At 54.5% G+C, this 303-nt stretch carries 1 protein-coding gene; it reads right to left on the bottom strand.

The features are described 5' to 3' along the window. Positions 1-71: 71 nt before the first annotated feature. Positions 72-303 (bottom strand): transposase domain-containing protein (locus tag GHO42_RS06730; protein ID WP_153384136.1); only part of this gene is annotated, 232 nt, incomplete at its 5' end.

Here is a 303-nt window from a genome sequence, read left to right on the forward strand (position 1 = left end):
GCTTTACAGTTTGGTCGAGACGGCTAAAGCCAACGGCCAAGGTGAGCGGTCAGGCATCCCGTCTTGCGTAACTAAGCCGGTTGCCATCGATGCGGCAACAACTCCCCAATCTCACTCGCCCGCTGCGTCGGCAGGCGAGTAAGAACGTCTTTTAGATAAGCATACGTATCGTGGCCGTTGAGTTTGGCTGACTGGATCAAACTCATTAGCGCGGCAGCGCGTTGGCCACTGCGTAGTGAACCGGCGAACAGCCAGTTTTTTCTTCCAAGAGCCCAAGGTCGAATTTGCTGTTCGATATGGTTG

The sequence above is a fragment of the Pseudomonas sp. FSL R10-0056 genome (assembly GCF_009600105.1).
Taxonomy (GTDB): domain Bacteria; phylum Pseudomonadota; class Gammaproteobacteria; order Pseudomonadales; family Pseudomonadaceae; genus Aquipseudomonas; species Aquipseudomonas bubulae.